This window comes from Clostridium sp. UBA2485 (assembly GCF_002341865.1).
Lineage (GTDB): Bacteria > Bacillota > Clostridia > Clostridiales > Clostridiaceae > Clostridium_J.
Genome location: NZ_DDOV01000058.1, coordinates 1 through 22368 on the forward strand (window position 1 = coordinate 1; position 22368 = coordinate 22368).

Consider the following 22368-nt stretch of genomic DNA (forward strand, 5'->3'; position numbering starts at 1 on the left):
TTAAATTAAATTATACTTTTGCAATTCCAAATGGAGTATCAGTAAAACAAGATGACACTTATACCATGCAGATACCAAAGGAAATACAGATATTAGATGAAATGTCTTTTTCACTTAATGAGGAAAATGGTGAATCTATAGGTACATGCACTATAGGTACTGATGGAAAAGTTAATATTGTTTTTAATGATTGCCCAGAAGAACACTCAGATATTTCAGGAGATTTTTATGTGCAAGCTCGTTTTAATGAGGAGCAAATAGGAGATAAAAATCCTACATCAATTACTTTTCATCTTGGAGGAACTAACGATTCTGTTACTATAGAGGTGAATTTTGAGCAACCTGTAAATCCAGATATTCCTGTGGATAAAGAAGGAACTGATAATTCACCTATTATACCTGAAACTAATATTAAAGAAGAAGGGGCTGCAAAGGCATTTCAGTTTATTACTGGTATAAGTCTTACAGATGAAAAGGGAAATCCTATTGATAAAGATTCTAAGCCAATTAACAGAAATTCAGTAGTTAAATTAAATTATACTTTTGCAATACCAAATGAAGTACAGGTAAAAAAAGGTGACATCTATACCATGGAGATACCAAAGGAAATAGAGATATTATATGAAATGTCTTTTCCGCTTAATGATGAAAATGGTGAATCTCTTGGTACATGTACTATAGGTACTGATAAAAAAGTTACTATTGTTTTTACCGATTATGCAGAGCGTCATTCAAATGTATCAGGATATTTTTATGTGGAAACTCATTTCGATGAGAAAGAAATAGGAGAAGGAAATCCTGTAACAATTACTTTTGACCTTGGAGGAACTGGTGATCCTGTTATTATAGAGGTGAATTTTGAACAACCTGAAACTCCAGAGGCTTCTATTTATAAAGAAGGATACTATGATGCATCTAAAAATGAAATCACATGGAAAGTAATAATTAATCCAGAAAATGTAAAGATCAATAATGCACAGATTATTGATGATATACAAGAAGGTCAAGAATTTGTAGCAAATTCTGTTAAAGTTAATGGTAGGGATGCATATAGTGCAAATTATAGCTATGATACAGGAAACAGGAGATTAGTATACAATTTCCCTGATGTCATTAATACTGAGCAGATAATAACATTTAAAACTAAGATTATAGATCCAAAGGTCTTTGAATCTGAAGGAAACAGAACCTACCAATATAATAAAGCAACTTTGAATCACGATGGAGTTAGTATAGAGTCAAATGAAGCTTCAGTGGAAATCTATACAGATTATATAAGAAAAAATGGAAACTATGATGCAACAACAAAAAAGATAAATTGGATTATTTATGTGAATAATAATGCTCAATACATTCCAAACGCAGTGGTTACAGATGATATACCTGAAGGGCTTACATTAACCAAAGGATCTGTAAAGTTAGATGGCGTTGAAATCACTAATTATACAATGGAAGGTCAAAAATTCACATATAGTTTTCCAACAGCAATTAATGAACCACACCAAATCACATTTTCAACAGATGTAACTGACCCAGGAGCATATAATTCTAACAACTCACAACAATATAGAAATACAGTTACTTTGACAGGGACTGGAGTTCCAAGTAATGCTTCAGATAGTAAAGGAGTAGGTGTTCCAAGTAGTGTTATAAGAAAAGACGGACTAGGATATAATGCTGCTACAGGAGAAATTACCTGGAGAATCATTATAAATAGCAATAAGACCATAATTGACAATGCAATAGTTAAAGATGAGATCAGATTAGGTCAGGAATATGTGGAAGGGTCAGCAAAAATTGATAATGGAGCAGATGCAAATGGCTTCAACTATATAAAAGCAGATCAAAATGATAAAGAAAAAACTGGAACTCTCACATATAAGTTTAATAAACAAATTAATGATACCTATACAATTACTTTTAGAACAAAAGTAACTGATCCTAAAGTATTTGCAGGAAATACAAATAAGGACTATTACAATGTTGCTATATTGACTGGTGATAATATACCACCTTCAAATCATCAAGGAACTCAAAGGGTTCAAAGTCAAGTAATTAACAAAGCAAGTGCAGATTTTGATTATACAACTAGAGAAATAACTTGGAGAATTGTAGTTAATAAGAACAAAATGATTCTTTCCAATGCTCATGTTATAGATGTTATAAGTGAGGGACAAGAATTTATTGATGATTCCGTTATGATAAATGGAACTGCTGATAAGGCAAACTATAGTTATGATAAAAAGACTAATACATTAAGATACAATTTTCCTCCTAAGATTGATTCACAGCAGATAATTACTTTTAAGACAAAAATTAAAGATCTTTCAGAGTTTGCAACCAATGGTGAAAAGCAGTACCAAAATACTGCAACTTTGATTGATGATTTAGTACCAGGAGGTGTAGAAAGTACTGGAACTGCAAAGATTAAAAACACCATAATTGGAAAAAATGCAAATTATACATTAGGAAAGTCTTACATTGATTGGGAAGTAATCATCAATTCAAATAAGATTCTAATGAAGGACGTTTCTATAACAGATATACTTCAAGAAGGATTAGAATTAGATACTACCTCAGTAAAACTATATAAACAAATTTTGAAACCAGATGGAACTCTTATAAAAGGTGATGAAGTTGCACTGAGTGAAAATAGTGTAAAGTATGATTTTGCAACAAGAGAATTTATCTTTACATTACCTAATTTAACTAGTGAAGCATATCTATTAACTTTCAGAACGGATGTTACAGATAAATCAAAATCACCATTTACAAATTCTGTTTCTCTTTCAGGAACAGGCATAACTCAATCTTCAACTTCATTAGGAGTAGTTGTTTCATTCCAAGGATCCGGTGGTGGTGGTACTGGAACAACTGGAAGTATTAATGTTATAAAGGTAGATGGCAAAGATTCAACGAAAAAACTTCAAGGTGCAGTTTTTGAATTACTTGATTTATATCAGAATGTCATAAGGACTTCAGCCATAACAGGAGAAAATGGTGAAATTGTATTTGATAAGCTTAAATTTGATATTGACTACTATGTGAGGGAAAAAACTCCTCCAATAGGATATAAGTTAAGTAATGAATTATATAAATTCCAACTTAAAAATAGTAATGATAAAAAGGAAATAACCTATAATTATAAAAATGATAAGATTACTGGCGTAATAGAATTCTACAAGATGGGGGAAGAAAAAAATCCACTTAAAGGTGCAGAATTCAAGCTCTATAAGGATACTGATAAGAATTTTGAAAATCCTTTAGATATAGTAACCAGTGATGAAAATGGATATGTTCAATTTAAAAATGTAGAGTATGGAAACTACAATATAAAGGAAACAAAAGCGCCTACTGGTTATAATCTTTCTACTGAAATTATAACTGCAACTATTGATAAAGATGGATCTACAATACAGGGAAATCCATATGAAATTTCTAATAGAAAGATTAGAGGAAGTATCGAGTTTTATAAAGTAGGAGAATCTGGAGCTCCACTTAAAGGTGCAGAATTCAAACTTTATAATAGTACGGATAAAAAGTTTGAAAATCCTTTAGACACTGTGGTTAGTGATGAAAAAGGGCATGTTCAATTTAAGAATGCAGAATATGGAGATTATAATATAAAAGAAACAAAAGCACCTTCTGGATATAGTACTTCAACTAAAGTTATTACTGCAACTATTCATGAAGATGGAGTTATAGTTCATGCAGAACCATATAAATTCTCCAATACAAAGATTCCAAACAATCCAGGAAATGTGGATGACCCAAGAACAAATGATGATACAAGAATTAGAGGAACAATAGAATTTTATAAAGCAGGAGAACATGGAAATATGCTTAAAGGTGCAGAATTTAAGCTTTATAAGGATAGTGATAAAGACTTTAAAAATCCTTTAGATACTGCAACTAGTGATGAAAGCGGACGTGTTCAATTTAGGGGTGTAGAGTATGGTGATTATAAGGTAAGAGAAACAAAGGCACCTGCTGGATATAGCCTTTCTACTCAAGTCATTACTGCAACTATCAATAAAGATGGAGTTACAGTACATGCATCTCCATATACAGTTCTAAATACAAAGATTAAAGGAACAATAGGGCTTTATAAAGTTGGAGAAGATGGAAGTGTGATTGAGGGTGCAGAATTTAAGCTTTATAAGGACACTGATAGAGAGTTTGAAAATCCTTTAGATACTGCAACTAGTGATATAAAAGGACGTATTCAATTTAATAATGTAGACTATGGAAGTTATACAATAAAGGAAACAAAAGCACCAAAAGGATACATTATTTCAGATAAGGAAATCTTTGTTGATGTAGCTGAGTATGGAAAAACCTATGAATTAGGGAAAATTAAAAATGATAAAATCAAAGCATTTATTAAGATTAAAAAGCTAGATCAGCATGGAAGAGCCCTTCAGGGAGCAGAGTTCACACTATATGATTCTAAAGGCAAGGCAGTAAATGCTTCCATATCAGGAGCAGATGGAGTTGTACTATTTAAAGATGTTATATATGGAAACTATAAAGTTAGAGAGACAAAAGCTCCTAAAGGATATATAGCATCACAGGATAAAATAGAAGCATTTGTTGATAAGAATGGTGCAACCTATGCTTATGAGTTTAAAAATAGCAAAATCAGAGGAACAATTGAAATTAAAAAGACTGACATAAATGGCAATGCATTGCAAGGAGCAGAGTTTACGTTATATGACAAGGCTGGAGAAGAGGTAGCTGTAACAGTAAGTGATAAGAATGGAATTGCAATGTTTAAGAATGTCAGCTATGGAGTTTATACCATTAAGGAAACAAAGGCACCTAAGAGATATAACTTAAATGATGAGATTTTAAAGATTTCAATTGATTCTACAAAGATACAGAGATTTGTTGTACAGAATGAACATGAAGCTGTTTTTATAGAAGGTACTTCAAATCTTCCTCAAACTGGAGGTCTTCCTCAAACTGGAGGTCTTCCTCAAACTGGAGGTAGAATAAGCAATAGAATTTTAATGTTGATAGGAAGTATATCAATTCTTATGGGAATTGGATTCATATTTAAAAGAAAAGAAAATTAGACAAAGTTAGCTAATATTAATTTTAATAAAGTATGTTTTAAAGTTAGATTACTTTACAAATAATCAAAAATATAATGAACCAAACACTAAATCCTATAGAAACTAATTGTAGTTTAAACAAATAATCAGAAAGGATGTGTTTGGTTCTATTACTGAATATCAACAATAAATTAATAATTAATACATTAAGTAATTATTTTTATTCATGTGAAAATGTGAATATATGTTTAATGCTATATTATTGTATTAAAAAGGAGATACCAATGAAAATTACAGAATGGATGAAGAAAATATTTAATTCTTTAAGTGAAGGAATATTAATTATAGATAAAGATGAAAACATATTATTTTTTAATAAAGCTTATTCCAGATTGTTAGGTGAAAATCTTGATGATAAAAGATTACCTATAAGAAATATTTGTCCAGAGTCGGTTATACAAAATGTAATGGAAACAGGAGTACCTAAAATAGGGGTTTTATGTGAAGAAAGTAATGAGGAATATTTTTGCAACATATTTCCTATTAATTCAGAAAAAAAAGCAATTGAAGGTATATTTATAGTTACATTTTTAAGTGATGATATTTATTTAAACAAAAAGATTAAAAAGCTAGAGAGAGAAAATAAGTATTTAATGGAGAAGATTCATTGTACAAATGGAACTAAATATACTTTTGAAAATATTATTGCTGTAAATGATACTTCAATACTTACTAAAAATATAGCACAAAAAATTGCACATTCAGATGTTCCTGTGCTTATTGAGGGTGAGTGTGGAAGTGGTAAGGAAGTATATGCACAATCTATACATAATGAGAGTGAAAGAAGCAAGTATCCTTTTGTAGCTGTAAATTGCTCAACTTTGACACCTACAATGTTAGAAGGTGAATTATTTGGATATGAAGATGGAGTTTTTACCGACGGTAAAAAGGGGAGAAAAATTGGCTTGCTTGAAAGGGCAAATCAAGGGACTGTATTTCTAGATAACATATATGAAATGGACTATTCGTTACAAACAAAATTATTACGGGTATTACAAGAAGGTAGTATTAGGAAAGTTGGAGGAATTAAGGAAATTGATATAGATGTTAGAATAATTTGTGCTTGTAACGTAGATTTAATGAGATATACTGAAGAAGGAAAGTTTAGAAAAGATTTATATTATAGAATTGCAGCTTTTCCTATTCATATAGTACCTTTAAGAGAAAGACGAGAGGATATACCATATTTATTAGAATTTTATTTACAAAAATTAAGTAATAGGCTTAAAAGAAAAATATCCTTAACGGATAAGGTAAAAGCTTTGCTTTATAATTATGATTGGCCTGGTAATGTAAGAGAAATGAAAAATATTCTTGAATTTACATCTATAATTGCTAAAGACGGAGTTATAAGAGAAGAGAATTTGCCAAAGGCTATTATTGAAAACTCAGAGGAAATAGAGTTAAGAATTTGTAATCTTCATGATAAGATTAAAAAAATTGAAAGAGAAGAAATCATTAAGGCAATTAAGTATTTTGGTGATACTGTTGATGGTAAAAAAGAGGCAGCAAAGAGCTTAGGAATATCTTTATCAACTCTTTATTATAAGCTTAGCTAAAAATTATTTGTATTTCTTATCATTAAAAAACACAAGTAGCATCGATTTATTAGGTTTTTTAATAAGTAAATTAGACTAAAAAGGTTATTATTCTCCAAATTAAGAATAATAACCCTTTTATTTATTAGATGTTTTTAAGAGCCTTTTATAATCTATAAAAAGTAAAAAGATTTAAAATAATTATTGACATTGACATTGCGTAAAGGTGTAAAGTAGTGTTGTGAGGAGGTGAAGGCATGGAATATACAGTGCAAAAACTAGGTAGGTTAGCAGGTGTTAGTACTAGAACACTTAGGTATTATGATGAAATAGGAATTCTTAAGCCGGCAAGAATTAATTCATCAGGATATAGAATTTATGGTAAAGAAGAAGTTGATAGATTACAACAAATACTGTTTTATAGAGAATTAGGTGTAAGTTTAGACAGTATAAAGAATATAATCACTTCACCTTCCTTTGATGGAGTAGCTGCACTTAGAGAACATCGGGAAAAACTCCTAGAAAAAAGAAAACAATTAGATTTGTTAATAACTAATGTGGATAAAACCATAAGTTTAACAGAAGGGGAGATTGAAATGAGTGATCAAGAAAAATTTGAAGGGTTTAAGCAAAAAATGATTGATGATAATGAAAAAAAGTATGGTAAAGAAATTCGAAAAAAATATGGGAATGATGTAATCGACAAATCCAATAAAATGATCAAAGGCATGACTGAGGAACAATATAAACAGTTGGAAGAACTAGGTGAAACTGTGATTGATACACTGAAAGCAGCTTTTGTAACTGGTGATCCAGCAGGTGAGCTTGCACAAAAAGCAGCGGATTTGCATCGTCAATGGCTAAATTATTCTTGGGATCATTATACTAAAGAGGCACATGCAGGTCTTGCACAAATGTACGTTGATGATGAACGATTTACAGCATATTACGATAAAGACCGGCCAGGAACAGCAGCATTTTTACGAGATGCAATTCTTATTTATACAGGTATGAAAGAATAGTATTTGAAATATAAAAGAAAAAGCGATTGGTTAAAACCAGTCGCTTTTTTAAGTAAAAGTTATAAAAGAGTTTCATAGCAATGGTTATGACACTAAAAATCTTGAAGAAGATGAGTCTTTTAGTTTCATATAAAAAATGTACTAGAGTAAAAAAGTAGAGTTAACAATAGAATTAAAAGTAGCTAAAAGGAAATAATAAAAAAGAAAAAAACATTTGGGGAGGACAGTTATATGGAAAAACTTAAAGATGCAATTGAGAGGATAAAAATACTTCAATGTCCAACAGGTGATGTGGAAAATAGAGTCACTGGAATACTTGAGGAGTATGGAGTGGCAGGTAAAAAAGAAATAACCGTAAATAGAAATGAAGAGTTAGATAATATTGGTGCAGAAGCCTATAGTGTACAAATTGGTGGAAATCAAGGATCTATTGTGGTTTTAGCTAGATCAGGAATGGATGATTATGTAGCTGAGGTTGTAGATGTTTATATGAATTAATTTATATAAACATCTAAAGGTAGTATAGCTTAGGAATCACTTTTTTTCTAATGAATAAAGAATAACACTTATTAAAAACAACACAAATAAAAAATTAAAGATGTAGTAATAACTGAATAAAAATTAAATTGTTTAGTAGAGTTGATTAAAATGCGTAATACTTTTGATATTGAAGAAATATAAAATATGGAAAAGATGAGATTCTATATAACAATAGATTTCTAAAAATTGAGATATTATTTAGGAGAGGAGGTATTATTGTGGAAAAAGATAAAGTTAAAGATAGTTATATGGAAGTACCTATTGAAAAACATGAAACAGCTGCTTGGGCTAATATTCATAAAACTAAACCAGTTTCTAGAGTTACTGTACCTAGCGAAAGAAGTGTAAAAAATGCTAAAGAATATGTAGATGGAAATGAGAAGTAAATAAAATAATTACTTTAAATTAAAAATTAAGTTATAACGAAGTAATAAAAAAGTCTAACTTTTATGTCGCAGTACACAAGGTTAGACTTTTTTAAAATTCTAAGTTTTTAATATTGCATTTCTGCTAATCTTCTATAGATATCATATCTCTCACGAGCATGGGCTTCTGATAGTTTAAACATTTCTTCAGCACTATCAGGGAAAGTTTTCATTAAAGATGAGTAACGTATTTCTCCATTGATAAAGTCTCTATAGGATTCTTTAGGCTCTTTAGAATCTAATATAAATGGATTTTTACCTTCATTTTTTAGTAAAGGATTATATCTGTATAGATGCCAATATCCTGATTCCACTGCTTTTCTTTCTTCTGCTATACTAGTTCCCATTCCAGTTTTAATTCCATGGCTTATACAAGGCGCATAAGCGATAATTAATGATGGACCCTTATAAGCTTCAGCTTCTGTAATAGCTTTAATAGTATGATTCATATTGGCACCCATAGATATTTGAGTTACATAAATATCTCCATAGCTCATAGCCATTAATCCAAGGTCTTTCTTTCTTAACTTCTTACCTGCTGCAGCAAATTTAGCCACTGCGCTAGTAGGAGTTGCTTTTGAGGACTGTCCTCCAGTGTTTGAATATATTTCTGTATCCATTACAAATATATTTACGTCACCACCTAAAGACAATACATGATCTAATCCGCCATATCCTATATCATATGCCCAGCCATCTCCACCAATCAACCAGTGAGATTTCTTAATTAGGTAGTCTTTTTTATTCATTATTTCTTTTAATATATTAATTTCTTTAAAGTTTTCTTTATTTATAGCTTCTAATATTTTTGTAGTAGCTGCTTTTGAAATATTAGCATCATCAATTCCCTCTAACCATTCCTTAAAAGCTTCCTTCAGTTCAGTGTTAATTTCCATTGTTAATGCTTCTTTCATTAAGTCAGCCAATTTTTCTCTCATTTGTTTAACAGCTAGGAACATACCATATCCATATTCAGCATTGTCTTCAAATAATGAATTACCCCAAGACGGTCCTTTGCCAAGAGCGTTTGTAGTATAAGCCATAGATGGTGCACTAGCTCCCCAAATAGAAGAACAACCTGTAGCATTAGCAATCATCATTCTATCTCCGTAAAGCTGAGTTAATAGTTTTATGTAAGGTGTTTCACCACAGCCAGGGCAAGCACCATGGAATTCTAATAATGGTTTTGCAAATTGGCTTCCTTTTAATGTGTGTAAGCTCATTAAACCCTCTTTAGTGGTAATATTATTAATAGCAAATTCAAAGTTTTCACTTTGTTCTTTAATTTGCTCTTCTGCAGGTTTCATTATTAGAGCTTTACCTGGAGCAGGACATATATCTGCACAGTTACTACAGCCAGTACAATCAAGTGGGCTTATTTGAATACGATAGTGTAAATCTTCAAAGCCCTTACCTAGTGGTTTTTTAGTTACAAAGGTATCTGGTGCCTTTTCTTTTTCTTCATTGTTTAGTAAACAAGCTCTTATTACAGCATGAGGACAAACGTAAGAGCATTGATTACATTGAATACATTTATCAATTTGCCACTCAGGAATCATAACAGCAATACCACGTTTTTCATAAGCTGTTACACCTGGAGGATAAGATCCATCTTCCATACCATTAAAGGCACTGACAGGAAGTTCATCACCTTCATGCCTTGCCATAGGTCTTTCAATCTTTTCAATAAATTCAGGTACTTCTTTTTTAGCTATATTTGTATCCGCTGAATTTGCCCAATTTGTAGGAACATTGACTTTATGAATTGCCGTTACACCACTATTAATAGCTGCTTTATTTGCTTCTACTATATCTTGACCTTTTTTACCATAAACACTTTCAACAGACTCTTTTAAATATTCTAGTGCTTGTTCTATAGGTATAATATTAGCCAATTTAAAGAATGCAGATTGCATTATCATATTAATTCTAGAGCCTAATCCTAATTCTTGTGCTATAGAGATAGCATCGATTATATAGAATTGGATGCTGTTTTCTGCAATATATTTTTTTACTAAAGCAGGAAGTTCATCATCTAATTCAGTTTCATTCCAAGGACAGTTTAATACAAAAGTTCCATTTTTCTTTAAACCTTTTAATACATCTATGTTGTATAAGAAGGACTTATTATGACAAGCCACATAGTCTGCCTCATAGACTAGGTATGGGGATTTTATTGGTTTACTACCGAATCTTAAGTGAGATACAGTACTTCCACCAGATTTTTTACTATCATAAGAGAAGTAAGCTTGTGAATAGAGATCTGTATTATCACCAATAATTTTAATTGCAGTCTTATTAGCACCAACTGTTCCATCAGACCCTAAGCCATAAAATTTACATCTTATAGTTCCTTCTGGGGTAGTTTCAATTATATCTTCTTCAGGTAAAGAAGTATTAGTAACATCATCTACAATTCCTATAGTAAATCTATCTTTTGGATCAGTATTTTTAAGATTATTAAATACAGCTAAAATCTGTGATGGTCTGGTGTCTTTAGAAGCTAAACCATATCTTCCACCAACTATAATAGGTTTGTTTGGATGATTATAAAATACTTTTAATATATCTAAATATAATGGCTCACCTACAGAGCCAGGTTCTTTAGTACGATCTAGCACAGCAATTTTTTTAACTGATTTAGGAAGAACTTTAAAGAAATAATCAGGAGAAAATGGTCTATATAGATGTACTTTAAGAACACCTACTTTCTCACCTTTTTTCATTAAGTAATCTATAGTTTCTTCTGCAGTATCGCAAACGGAACCCATTGCAATAATTATATGCTCCGCATTAGGGTCTCCATAGTAATTGAAAGGGTGATATATTCTTCCAGTGATTTTTTCAATTTCCCTCATATAGTTCTCCACTATATCAGGAGTTGCATCATAAAATTTATTTGCAGCTTCTCTTTGTTGAAAGTAGATATCAGGATTTTGAGCTGTTCCTTTAATGGAAGGATGCTCAGGATTTAAAGAACTATCTCTAAAACTTTGTATTGCATCATAGTCTACAATTTTTGCAATATCATCATAATCTATAACTTCAATCTTTTGATATTCATGAGATGTTCTAAAGCCATCAAAGAAGTGTAAGAAAGGTATTCTTGCTTTAATAGCAGATAAATGAGCAACATTGGCTAAATCCATAACCTCTTGAACATTTGATGAAGCTAGAAGAGCAAATCCTGTTTGTCTTGTAGCCATAACATCTTGATGATCTCCAAAAATTGATAGAGCATGAGTAGCAATTGCACGAGCACTTACATGAAATACTCCAGGTAATAATTCTCCTGCAATTTTATACATATTAGGGACCATTAAAAGTAATCCTTGAGAAGCAGTATATGTAGTTGTTAGTGCACCAGCCACTAAAGAACCGTGAACAGCGCCCGCAGCACCAGCTTCTGATTGCATTTCAACAATCTTAACTGGTTGCCCAAAGATATTTTTCTTACCATGAGCAGACCACTCATCTACTCCTTCAGCCATGGGAGTAGAAGGTGTTATCGGATAAATAGCTGCAACTTCAGTAAAAGCATAAGAAGCTTCAGCAGCAGCTTGATTTCCATCCATAGTTTTCATTTGCTTTGGCATATTAAATTCCTCCTTATTATAACTTAAATAACTCACATTCTTTACTAGTATTTACTAGCGATTAGCATTGAATTCATAAATAACATAAATTAATTAATGTTATCTCTTAAAGTAATTTTTTCATAATAATTAGTTAGAATAAAATCAGTAGTTAATAGAATAAAGATTATAGAAAAAGAAATCTATAGTTAGTGAAAGGATGAATAATATGAATTTTAACTTAGAAGCAAGCATCATGGATAAATCTGAACTTAAAGAGTGTGCCAATTTGATGGTGAAGGTTTTTAGTGATGAACCATGGTTTGACAAGTGGGAGTCAATAGAACATGCAGCTAAATATTTAAAAGAATTTATGGATAATGCTGTGTTTATTGGATTTGTGGTTAAAGAAAATGACAGCATAGTAGGTGCTTGCTTTGGACATACAAGAAGTTGGTATGAAGGGAAAGAATATTATATAGATGAATACTTTATAGATAGTAATTTACAAAATAGTGGTGTTGGGTCAAAATTAATGAGTTATATTAAAGAGTATCTGGCATCAAGAAATATTCAATGTATTGTGCTGATTACAAAAAAAAGATGTTCCAGCATGTAAATTTTATGAAAAGCATAACTTTAAGTGCAATGAGGATAATGTCTTTATGTATAACATTTTTTAGTATAATAATAAGAGTTGAAAAAATAATTGAATATGAATATAACATATAAAATATGAATTAGCTTTATTTATAAAATCAAGAGAATCGATAAACATCGGTTCTTTTTTTGTGGGATACATATCTGAAGTTAAACTATACATAAGGGACGGTTCATAATTATAATCAATGTATTCTCTATTCTGAAAAAATTTACAACTTCATTACAAAAAAATAATATGTTATATATATTGAATAGCTAAACTATGAAAAGGTTAAGGAGAAAAAATATTAAGAAGTATTTAAAATCACAAGAATTATTACCTTCACCAAATTTTAAAAAGTATGTTATAGTATTTGTAAATGATAAATAGGTCGTTAATATTAATATATAGAAAAAATACATTAAAGGATTAAAATGACTTGTATATAAATCTTATAATACAATGCATAACTTATTTATAATTTAAACTAACAGATTACAGTTATATTAATATAAGAATTTTTAAGGCTTAACAAAGTTTTGATATATTTTTATGGTCTATATATTGAACATTTAGAGCTAATAAATATAATTAAATAATTGTGTTTATTAGAATCAATAACTTATAAGGATAACAATATGGAGGATTTGTATGTGGGGTAACATAGTAAGACAAAGAAGCAGAATGATTGATACGATAAATATAGGCAGACGAAAAAGAAGAAAGAAAACTAACATGTTTGGAAAAATACTTTTTTTAGTGATGCTGATATGCATTTTATATATATCAATAAATTATTTTATTAAAGAAGATAATATTATTTTAAGTGATTCAGAAATAAATCTTTATATAAATGCAGCTGATGATGTAAGTAAGGGGAAACTTCAAGTTAACTGGAAATACTTAGCTGCTATTGATGGAGTTAGATATAAAAAAGATTTTTCAAAAGTTAATACTGAAAATTTAAAAGAATTAGGTGAAAATTTTTTAGAGAAAGATGGTACAAGTAGTAAAAAAGATGCCTATAAACTTATAAATTTAGAAGATATGCTAAATAAGTTATCTTTCAATGAAAAAGAAAAAGAAAAAGTGCATAAATATTTAACTGAGTTAGAACTTATAGGATTAGCAAGTGATAATTTAAGAAAAGATTCTCCATATAGGGCTTTTATTGAGGAACTTTCTCCTAAAGCCATTGAATTATATAATAAGCACGGAATTCTTCCTTCTATAACAATAGGTCAAGCTATATTAGAATCTGGTTGGGGAAAATCAGATTTAAGTGTTAAAGCAAATAACTTATTTGGAATAAAAGCTGATAGCAGCTGGAAGGGTGAAAGTGTAAGTATGACTACATCAGAATACTATAATGATGTTATACAAGATAAATTTAGAAGATATAAAAATAAAACAGATTCTTTAGATGACTATGGCAAGTTTCTTGTTGAAAACAATAGATATAAGAAAAATGGGCTTTTTGAGGCCACTCAATATATTGGACAAGCTAAAGCCCTTGAGAATGCTGGATATAGTACTAAGCAAGATGAGAATGGAAACAATATATATTCTAATTTATTGATTAATGTAATAAAAGAAAATGATTTACAGCTTATTGATAATAAAGTACAAAGTAAAAAATAATTATAATTAAAGAAGTAGATAAGATTTCTTTAGTTAAAAAAATTATATAAGGGACGGTTCATAATTATATTCTAAATGATATTATAATATTTTATAAGAATAAAAATGAACCGTCCCTTATATATTAAAAGTATGGCTATATGGTAGTATTTATGGTATCCAAATAGGTACTATATTACATAATAGTGTCTACTTGATAAAAAATATATAACTGTTAATCTAGTTATATAAGGATACTTATAATGGGAGGTTTATATAATGGAATATTTTGAAGTCGTTAAAGAAAGACACAGTGTAAGGTCTTATAAATCTAATGAGATTGAGCAGGAAAAGCTAGATATGATCTTGGAAGCTGCAAGGTTAGCGCCTACTGCTGTGAATTGGCAGGCATTTAAAATTATTGTTATATCTACCAAAGGAAGAGAAGAAGAATTGAAAAAAATATATAAAGCAGATTGGTTTGCTGAGGCGCCATTAATTCTTGGTGTTTGTTCAATTCCTGAAAAATGTTGGTCAAGAAGAGACGGAAAAAGTTATAGTGATGTAGATGCTGCTATTGTAATGGATCATATAATATTAGCTGCTACAGACTTAGGACTTGGAACTTGCTGGATTGGTGCATTTGATCCTCAAGCTGCAAGAGATATACTGGAACTTGATCCTTCGTGGGAACCTATAGCATTTACACCTGTAGGATATGCTAAGGAAACAACTTTTAAAAAGGTAAGAAAGCCTATAGAAGATATTGTTGTTTATAAATAATATAGCTAAATCTCAGTATAGGAGTGAGCAATTATATTGAAAACCTTATTTGATGAAACCATGATTAATAAAATGAAAATTAAAAATAGAATTATCCGTTCAGCAACTTGGGAAAATATGATTGATGAAAGTGGAAAATTAAATGATGAATTAATTAAAATATATGAAGATTTAGCAAGAGGTGGAGTTGGGCTTATTATTACTGGAACTGCATATGTGACTGAAGATACAAAAACTTTAAGTGGTCATATGGGAATTAATAACGATAGATTTATCAAGGATTATAAAAAGTTGACTGATATAGTTCATAGTCATGATTGTAGAATAATTCTTCAAGCTAATTATGCTGGTAAGGATGAGCAAATGTTGAAGCCAATAGAATTAACCAAAGAAGAAATTAAATCAATCATAAAGTCCTTTGGAGATACAGCAGTGAGAGCAGAAAAAGCAGGTTTTGATGGAATTCAAATTCACGCTGCTCATGGATTTTTTCTAAGTCAATTTTTAAGTCTAGAAGGTAATAAAAGAATGGACGAATATGGAGGCAGTTTAGAAAACAATTCTAGAATTATTTTAGATTTATATAATGAGATACGTGAAAGAACAGGTGAGAATTTTAATATTTTTATTAAAATAAACTGTATTGATTCAATAAATTACGAAAAAACCTTTGAAGCCTGCAAATATACATGTATTCAGCTTTCAAAGAAGGGGATAGATGGAATTGAAATCAGTGGTGAAATCAATAAAAAACTTTCACCATATACCGAATCTATATTTAGAGATTATGCTACTAAAATTGCTGAAGAGGTTGAAGCTCCAATTATCCTTGTTGGATTAAATAGAACACCTGCTATTATGAATGAAATATTAAATAAAACTAAAATTGATTATTTTGCACTTTCTCGTCCTTTAATTAGGCAGCCAGAATTAGTGAATATTTGGCGAGAGGATATTAATAAAATGCCTAAATGTATATCTTGCAATAAATGCTTTAAAACGGCGGGAAATAGATGTGCATTTAATCTTTAAAAAGTTTGAAATCCCCGCTAATTACTGTGGGGATTTGTCATCTTTAACATTTTCACATAAGTGGTCAATATACTCATTTGCCCAATCGCACATTAATTGTAGTATCGGTACTACACTTTTTCCTAAATCAGAAAGAGAATATTCTACTTTAGGAGGAACTTGTGCATATACTTTTCTTATTATAAAACCATCATTTTCTAGGTCTCTTAATTGCTGCGTTAGCATTTTTTGCGTAACTTTAGGTAAAAGCCTTTTAAGCTCACTAAATCTTAATGTTTCTTTTGATAAATGCCATAAAATTAATGATTTCCACTTTCCGCCGATTAAATCAATTGTTAATTCCATTGAACATTGATATTCTTTATTTTTTATTTTAACCATAATAAACACCCCTATCTATGGCAGATTACTAATAGTATCAAATTTAATACTACTAAACTTAAAAATATGTACTTCCTAAAATATACATTACTATTATATCATGAGAATACAGCAGAGTTAGTATAATAATATTTTAAATAAAAATAATATTGACTTATGCATCTTAATGCATATATAATAAGAACATGATGAATAATAAAAATTTAAAATGTAATACGGATTGTATAAAAGACATTGAAGAAATCTTTGATAATGAATTGTTTAAAGTATTATCAGAACCTATTAGGTGTGAGATAATCAAATATTTAGCTATTAATGGAGAAAGTGACATAAGCACTATTGCTGGCAATTTTCTTCAAGATCGTTCAGTAATATCTAGACATTTAAATCAAATATACAAGTTGAATTTACTTACTATGAGAAAAGAGGAGAGAAGGACAATTTATAATTTAAATGCTTTAGAGCTTTTAAATAAGTTTGAATTAACCACTGAAAAAATTAGGTTGTTAATAGGAGATTGTACCCCATAGAACTTCAGTGGGTAATTTTTTTGTTAAATATGTGCATATGTGCACACTATACCATTAAGGAGGAGTATTATGGCGACAATTTTTTATTTTTCAGGTACTGGAAACTCATTAAACATGGCGAGGAAAGTTGCAGAGAAATTGGATGGAAAGCTAATGCCTATAGTAAAGGCAATGGATATTGAGGAATTTAATGACGACGTCATAGGTATTGTAGTACCTATTTACTGCATGGATATTCCTAATATTGTAAGAGAATTCTTAGAAAAAGTTAAATTCTCAAAGGGAAGTTATATCTTTCAGGTGGTTACCTGTGGTGGTGTGGAAGGCATAGCTTTTAATACTACAAAGAAAATACTTGAGCAAAAAGGTTTAAAGCTATCCTATGGCTTTACAGCTATTCTTCCAGATAATAGTATAGCTTTACCTACAAAAGAAGAAAAGAAAATAGAATTTCTTAAAAATGAAGATAATTATATAAATAGTATTACATCAGCTGTAAAAGAAAGAGCTGATAACTCAAATGAGCTCAAAGAAACGATTAAGAATTTGATCATGAGCAAAGTGCTAAAAAAAGGATTTAATTTTATTTATAAAATTGATAATAAGATTATAGATAAATCAAAGTGTGTAAAATGTGGAATTTGTGAAAAAGTTTGTCCGGTTTCTAATATTTATAAAGAAGGAGAGAATTTCATCATAGGAGACCATTGTGAAAATTGTTTTGCCTGTGCTCAATGGTGTCCAAAGAAAGCAATTTCCATTGGGAAACTTAATGTAAACGACAAAACACAGTATACTCATAAAAATATCACTGCTCAAGATATTAGTAACCAAAAAAGTAATGAATATGCAGTATAAAAAAGTTATATGAAAATAATATTATCTATAGTTAAAAAGAGTCTATAAATGTATGTGATGTTAAGAAAATGAATATAAGAAAAAAGGCTATGGAGAGGCTATCTAGCTAATAAACTTCATGGCCTTTTTATATTTTATAAATAATTAGGAGAACTATTAAATCTTTTTACTTTAATTATTGAGTTAGTAATTAGTTATTTTGTTTTACATACATTATTTGTCGCATTTTATTATTTTAGCTGTAAAATTTATCTATTATTTTTAAAATATGTAGATTATATATAATAAGTAAAAATAAGATATGATGGAGTAAATGATTAAAATCTAAAATTCTATGATAAAACTCAATATTGCCAATAATTTTACAAAATAATTGAATTTATTCATTTATGTATTATAATTGAATTGCATGAAAATAAAGGGGGATTAGAAATGATATGTGAAAAATGTGGGTCGGTCAATAAAAAGAAAAGTTTATTTTGTAATAAATGTGGGGCAAAATTAGTGTTCCATAATGAAGAGGAGGACAAGGGATTTATAGAAGTTATAGATAAGTTAAAATTATTTAATAGTAAAAAAAACATTATTATACCATGTTCAGTTTTATTAATAATAATTTTTATAGTAGGCGTAATTATTTATTTTAATAATCCCATGTTGGAGTTTAAAAAGGAATTTAGAAATAACAAATATGTTGAAGCAATAATAATTTATAATAATAAAATTAAAGGAGATTCAGATAAAGAAAATGAGATCAATTCATTTTTAAAGGATGAAGTTGCTAAAATTGAAAAGTCTTTTATAGATGAAGAAATTAGTTATGATAAAGCAAAAAATAAGCTTGAAATAATAGGTAATACAGGGTTAGTACTAAGTGATGTTAATTATTCAACTAATAAAATAAATAGTTTTAACAATTCAAAAATTGCATTTAAAGAAGCAGAGGAGTTTTTAAAAAATAATGATTTAGTTAATGCTTTAAAAGAGTATAAAAAAGTTATAGCTGACGATAAGAATTTTACAAAAGCAAAGGAGCAAATTAAAAATAATGAAAAAAAATATAAAGAACAAGTATTAAAAATTGCTGAAGATAGTTCAAACGCTAAAGATTATGAGAAATCTATTTCAGTACTTAAAGAAGCTACTTCACTAATATCAAATGATAGGGATTTACTTGCTAAACTATCTGTTTATGAAAAACAATTAGAAGAAAAGACATCTTTAGAAAAAAAGCAGAAGGCTGAAAAAGTAAAAACTGAACAGCTTGTTATTGTAGAGAGTGCTCAAATTATTGTTCAAGATACAAGGTATAAAACTCTTTATCCTGACTTAATTCAAGTAATTGTAAAGAATATGTCTAACAAAACTATAAAGCATATGAGGATTGGTTGTTTAGGATATGATAATAATGGTTATCCACTAAAAATTAAGACACAACATATTGTTTTGAAGGAAGATTACGAGTGTATTGCTTATGGAGAAGATGTTAATATTATTCCAGGAGGTAGATATGGTGAAGATGTAGGATGGGGCCTTGATGAAAACCATGGGATATCAAAAGTGTTAGCATGTGTGCATAATGTTACATTTTATGATGGTACAACGTGGAAAAATCCATATTATGAATATTGGATTGAACAACACAAGGAAAAACCTATTAATTAAAATATAATATAAAAATAGATTACTTTATGAACTGAGATTATAGCTGAAGAAAATCAATCTTTAAAAGCAAAATTACTTAATATGCAATGTAATATATGGAATTATAAATAAATTACATAGTACATCTTCTAAATTATGCTAGTTATATGGTATAGGATTTTGTATATTAAAAATATCTATTAAGGAAATGAGATATGATGGATTATTTATTCAACATATTGAACAGAGTAAATAGCTATATTTAAAATAATGCTAAATACATGTAAACATCATATTTAATATAGAAACATAACAAAAATAAAATAAATATAAAATAATGTTCAAATAATAATATTAAATAAAAAATTCACCATAAATTTGTGGTGAATTTTTTATCGTTTAAAAGAAATAAATTGCTTACATAAATAATTTATTTCTATATATTTACTGAAAGGTTTAAAGTTGTAACTGCAAACATCGAAATATTTAGTATAAAGGTTACTCTTTTCCTGGATAAACAGTATAAAAAACCATTTTATATTAGTTAATACTAGATCGTAATTTATGATAAAAAAGTCCAATTTTAAAGACTTTTATATTTACTTATAAACTCTAAATCTAACTAATGAAATTTATTTAGGAGGGTATTATGGAAATAATTTTTGAATATGAGGAAAAAGAATACTTAGCTATTAGTACAATATCCGTAATAGGAAATTTTAATAATTATGATCCTATTGAAGGGCAGATGTTAAAGGAAAATAATAAATGGAGCTTTAAATGTGTTCTTCCACCAGGTGAACATTACTATAAATTTCTTATTAATGGAGAGTTAAGGCTTAATGATCCAACAGCTAATGTATATTTACCAGATGAAAATGAGGAACTTTGTTCAGTAATTATGATTAATGAACAAGATCAACGACTTTATAATAACACTCAATACACAACCCATATAGAAAAATACAATATAACTTCTAACATTCATGAAGAAGAATTTGTTGCTAGTAAAAAGAATTTTAATATGATACTAGATAAAAAAATAGTGACAAGATTCCAATTTATTAATGTTACAGGATTACACGCCGTAACAACAGCATGGTATACACCAAAAGGAGAACTATTTCAAACCACAGAAAATAATCTATTTACACCACAAGAAAATAATGATCCGATAATGATGTGGTTTTGGATGGATTTAGAAGATGATACACACAAGTATCCTTATGGAACTTGGACAATGAAACTATTCATAGATGGAGAGTTTATTTTAGAAGATCAATTTAATTTACTGGAGGCAAATTCATATTCATCACAAGGACAACTGACCTATTAGTTAGATTTAATATAGAGTGAGTTATTTATAATATTATACTGACACCAATGGTTAAAGAGTTAAAATGTAAAATTAAAGTTATAAACACATTAAAATAATGTGTTTAAATAAATAAAATAAGTAAAGGAGTGAAGAGAATGATGAAATCTTCTCATATAGCTAATAATCCTAATCCAAATTTAAATCTTATTAATAATATGAACACATGTAAATCAACAATTAAGAAAATGGACAATAGTGATTGCAAAACAAATACAGAAAGTACTAATGTAAAAGTAACTGATAATGATTATAAAACATCAGTTATTAAAGACTTTAGTAATACTACGGAAATTATGTCTACAGAGAAAAAAACAACTAAAAGTTCTGTAGGTAAGTTCTTTAAATCAATGTCAGAATCACTTTCTGTAGCTGCAAATACTGTAAAAAATGTAACAACATCAATATCAAATAATGTTAAGAAAACAGCAGTGTCTATAAGTGAAAGTGTTAAAAATACAGTAACTTCAGTTTCAAAAATTGTTAGAGAAACATCAAATGCAGTAAGTGAAAATATAAAAAAGGTTTCTGAATCAGTAACTAATAAAATAACAAAAACTGCTTCACAAATAGCTAGTACCGTTAAACAAGTTACAACTACTGCGTCGGGATTAAAACAAGCAGCTGAAGAAGTTAAAAATTCTGTTACAGCTATCATTAATACAACAGTAAAAACAGCAATATCTGTAAGTGAAGATGTTGTGAATGTAGCAGGTAAAGTTGGACTTGCAGTAGCTAGTATCAAAGCTGTAACAAGTGATTCTAATAGTGGAATTATAAAAAAAGCAGTAGAAACTGCAGGTATTATAAAGAGTGGAATAGACTCTGTAAAAGAGCCTATAAAGAGAATACCAAATACTATTTCAACAGCTTATAAAGACGTTGAAAAAAATTATAAAAATACTGTAAATACTATTAAAGATTCAATGTCTACTATTAACACAATTAAAAAAGATATAGTATCAGTTAGTAAAGAAGTAATTTCTACTGCAAAGACTATAGCAACTGAAGTAAAAGAGACAAGTATAAGTATATCTAATACTTTAAAACAGTCTGCATCTGATATTAAAGATACAGTTAGCAAAGGTGTTAACGAAGTGACACAGGCAGTAAAAGAAGGCTATACAGATTGTAAAAATGAGATTAATGAATCAATAGGTGATATAAAAAATAATGGTGGAATTAATCCAGCATTAGCTTAAAAATAAAACATTCAAATTATTTGTAGATAAAAAAACATGTATATAACTTGGTAACTAACTTCCCTTAATAGGGACGGTTCATA

The 22368-nt window shown here is 29.1% G+C and carries 16 protein-coding genes; 14 read left to right on the top strand and 2 right to left on the bottom strand.

Features of this window, described 5'->3' with window-relative positions; translation table 11 throughout:
- From B3603_RS12075 to B3603_RS12095, 5 genes are all read left to right on the top strand, one after another.
- Positions 1-5078 (top strand): SpaA isopeptide-forming pilin-related protein (locus B3603_RS12075; RefSeq protein ID WP_291565126.1); only part of this gene is annotated, 5078 nt, incomplete at its 5' end.
- Positions 5079-5341: 263 nt separating this feature from the next.
- Positions 5342-6676 (top strand): sigma-54 interaction domain-containing protein, encoded by a 1335-nt coding sequence (locus tag B3603_RS12080; protein ID WP_291565129.1) that lies wholly within the window; start codon positions 5342-5344, stop codon positions 6674-6676.
- A gap of 236 nt (positions 6677-6912) precedes the next feature.
- Positions 6913-7677: a MerR family transcriptional regulator gene (locus B3603_RS12085; RefSeq protein WP_291565131.1), complete on the top strand. Its 765-nt coding sequence runs from the start codon at positions 6913-6915 to the stop codon at positions 7675-7677.
- A 231-nt stretch (positions 7678-7908) separates the two neighbouring features.
- Positions 7909-8175, top strand: coding sequence for a hypothetical protein (locus B3603_RS12090; RefSeq protein ID WP_291565133.1), 267 nt, complete (start codon positions 7909-7911; stop codon positions 8173-8175).
- Positions 8176-8435: 260 nt separating this feature from the next.
- Entirely contained in the window at positions 8436-8603 is a 168-nt protein-coding gene (locus B3603_RS12095; protein ID WP_291565135.1) for a DUF3787 domain-containing protein, read from the top strand.
- Between the two features lie 107 nt (positions 8604-8710).
- On the opposite strand, the gene nifJ is transcribed toward B3603_RS12095, so the two are convergent.
- Positions 8711-12238 (bottom strand): pyruvate:ferredoxin (flavodoxin) oxidoreductase, encoded by a 3528-nt coding sequence (gene nifJ / locus B3603_RS12100; RefSeq protein ID WP_291565137.1) that lies wholly within the window; start codon positions 12236-12238, stop codon positions 8711-8713.
- Between the two features lie 208 nt (positions 12239-12446).
- On the opposite strand from nifJ, the gene B3603_RS12105 reads away from it, so the two are divergent.
- The 4 genes from B3603_RS12105 to B3603_RS12120 all read left to right on the top strand — a co-directional run bounded on the left by B3603_RS12105 (position 12447) and on the right by B3603_RS12120 (position 16295).
- The gene (locus B3603_RS12105) at positions 12447-12836 is read left to right on the top strand and encodes a GNAT family N-acetyltransferase (protein ID WP_291565139.1); all 390 of its coding nucleotides are present in this window, start codon (positions 12447-12449) and stop codon (positions 12834-12836) included.
- 708 nt (positions 12837-13544) lie between these two features.
- Entirely contained in the window at positions 13545-14501 is a 957-nt protein-coding gene (locus B3603_RS12110) for a glycoside hydrolase family 73 protein (protein ID WP_396151942.1), read from the top strand.
- Positions 14502-14759: 258 nt separating this feature from the next.
- On the top strand, positions 14760-15263 hold the full coding sequence (locus tag B3603_RS12115; RefSeq protein ID WP_291565143.1) for a nitroreductase family protein: 504 nt from the start codon (positions 14760-14762) through the stop codon (positions 15261-15263).
- 36 nt (positions 15264-15299) lie between these two features.
- Positions 15300-16295 (top strand): NADH:flavin oxidoreductase, encoded by a 996-nt coding sequence (locus tag B3603_RS12120; protein ID WP_291565144.1) that lies wholly within the window; start codon positions 15300-15302, stop codon positions 16293-16295.
- A gap of 21 nt (positions 16296-16316) precedes the next feature.
- Here the strand turns inward: B3603_RS12120 and B3603_RS12125 are convergent, their stop codons facing one another.
- Positions 16317-16676: a winged helix-turn-helix transcriptional regulator gene (locus B3603_RS12125; protein WP_039633778.1), complete on the bottom strand. Its 360-nt coding sequence runs from the start codon at positions 16674-16676 to the stop codon at positions 16317-16319.
- Positions 16677-16864: 188 nt separating this feature from the next.
- Between B3603_RS12125 and B3603_RS12130 the strand changes: the two genes are divergently transcribed.
- The 5 genes from B3603_RS12130 to B3603_RS12150 all read left to right on the top strand — a co-directional run bounded on the left by B3603_RS12130 (position 16865) and on the right by B3603_RS12150 (position 22285).
- Complete coding sequence (locus tag B3603_RS12130) at positions 16865-17206, top strand: ArsR/SmtB family transcription factor (RefSeq protein ID WP_291565147.1); 342 nt, start codon at positions 16865-16867, stop codon at positions 17204-17206.
- A 69-nt stretch (positions 17207-17275) separates the two neighbouring features.
- Positions 17276-18064: an EFR1 family ferrodoxin gene (locus B3603_RS12135; protein ID WP_291565149.1), complete on the top strand. Its 789-nt coding sequence runs from the start codon at positions 17276-17278 to the stop codon at positions 18062-18064.
- 432 nt (positions 18065-18496) lie between these two features.
- A complete protein-coding gene (locus B3603_RS12140) occupies positions 18497-19729 on the top strand; it encodes a DUF5780 domain-containing protein (RefSeq protein ID WP_291565151.1) in 1233 nt (410 codons plus the stop codon).
- Positions 19730-20357: 628 nt separating this feature from the next.
- A complete protein-coding gene (locus tag B3603_RS12145; RefSeq protein WP_291565152.1) occupies positions 20358-21044 on the top strand; it encodes a hypothetical protein in 687 nt (228 codons plus the stop codon).
- A gap of 137 nt (positions 21045-21181) precedes the next feature.
- Positions 21182-22285, top strand: coding sequence for a methyl-accepting chemotaxis protein (locus tag B3603_RS12150; RefSeq protein WP_291565154.1), 1104 nt, complete (start codon positions 21182-21184; stop codon positions 22283-22285).
- The last annotated feature ends 83 nt before the right edge of the window (positions 22286-22368 follow it).